Here is a 1,010-nt window from a genome sequence, read left to right on the forward strand (position 1 = left end):
CGTCGCCGCCCTGGTCTCCGACCGCACCATCACCTGGTGAAACGCCCCGGAGCAGCACATCGCGTGACCTCAGCTATTGCGCACAAGATCGTAAGGCCACATCTCGTTTGGTACCCGTGTGAGCTGTGATGCAGCATGTCGTTTGTGGAGCAGGAAGCCGTGACAGAGTGGGCACCAGACCGCTTGTGGGAGATCGCCGCGTCACTGATTCCGGCCCCGCCGCGCCGTCGGCAAGGCGGTGGCCGGCGTCGGCGTGACGACCGGGCGATCCTGGCCGCGATCTTGTACATGACCAAGGCCGGCTGCTCCTGGCAGACGCTGCCGGTCGCCATGTTCGGGGTCAGCCGCGCGACCACGCACCGCAGGTTCACCGAGTGGACCGCCGCCGGGTTGTGGACCAGCCTGCACTACCGGGTCTTGGACCTGCTCGGCGCGCAGGGCGGGATCGACTGGTCCCGGGCGGTGGTCGACTCGATCAGCGTCCGGGCTCAAAAGGGGGCGAACTGACCGGTCCGAGCCCCGTAGACCGCGACAAACCGGGCAGCAAGATCCACGTCATGTCAGACCGGGCGGGCCTGCCCCTGGCCGTTCTGATCTCTGCCGCGAACGTCGCCGACGCGCACGTGCTCCTTCCGCTGATGGACTCGGTCACCCCGATCCGCTCCCGCCGAGGCCGCCCACGCCGCAAGCCGGCCAAGCTGCACGCCGACAAGGCCTACGACAACCAGCACGTACGGGCGGCGCTGCGGGCCGACCGCTTCGGCATCCGCATCGCCCGCCGACGAGTCGAATCGTCTCAGGTCGGCACCGCTGGGTCGTCGAACGCACGCTGTCATGGCTGATGAACTACCGCCGCCTCGTCCGACGCTACGAACGCACGCCTGAACACTTCCTCGCCTTTGCCGACATCGCCTGCACCCTGACCTGCTACAAACACCTCACCAAATGAGATGAGGCCTAACGATCTTGTGCGCAATAGCTGACGGTGGCGGTTGCTGGTCCGATCGCAG

At 66.8% G+C, this 1,010-nt stretch carries 1 pseudogene; it reads left to right on the plus strand.

Going from position 1 to position 1,010, the window contains the following annotated elements:
* Window positions 1-159: 159 nt before the first annotated feature.
* A pseudogene (locus AB0J67_RS41405) lies at window positions 160-949 on the plus strand (IS5 family transposase).
* Window positions 950-1,010: the final 61 nt, after the last annotated feature.

Origin of the sequence: Catellatospora sp. NPDC049609, assembly GCF_040675365.1 — a bacterium.
GTDB lineage: Bacteria > Actinomycetota > Actinomycetes > Mycobacteriales > Micromonosporaceae > Catellatospora.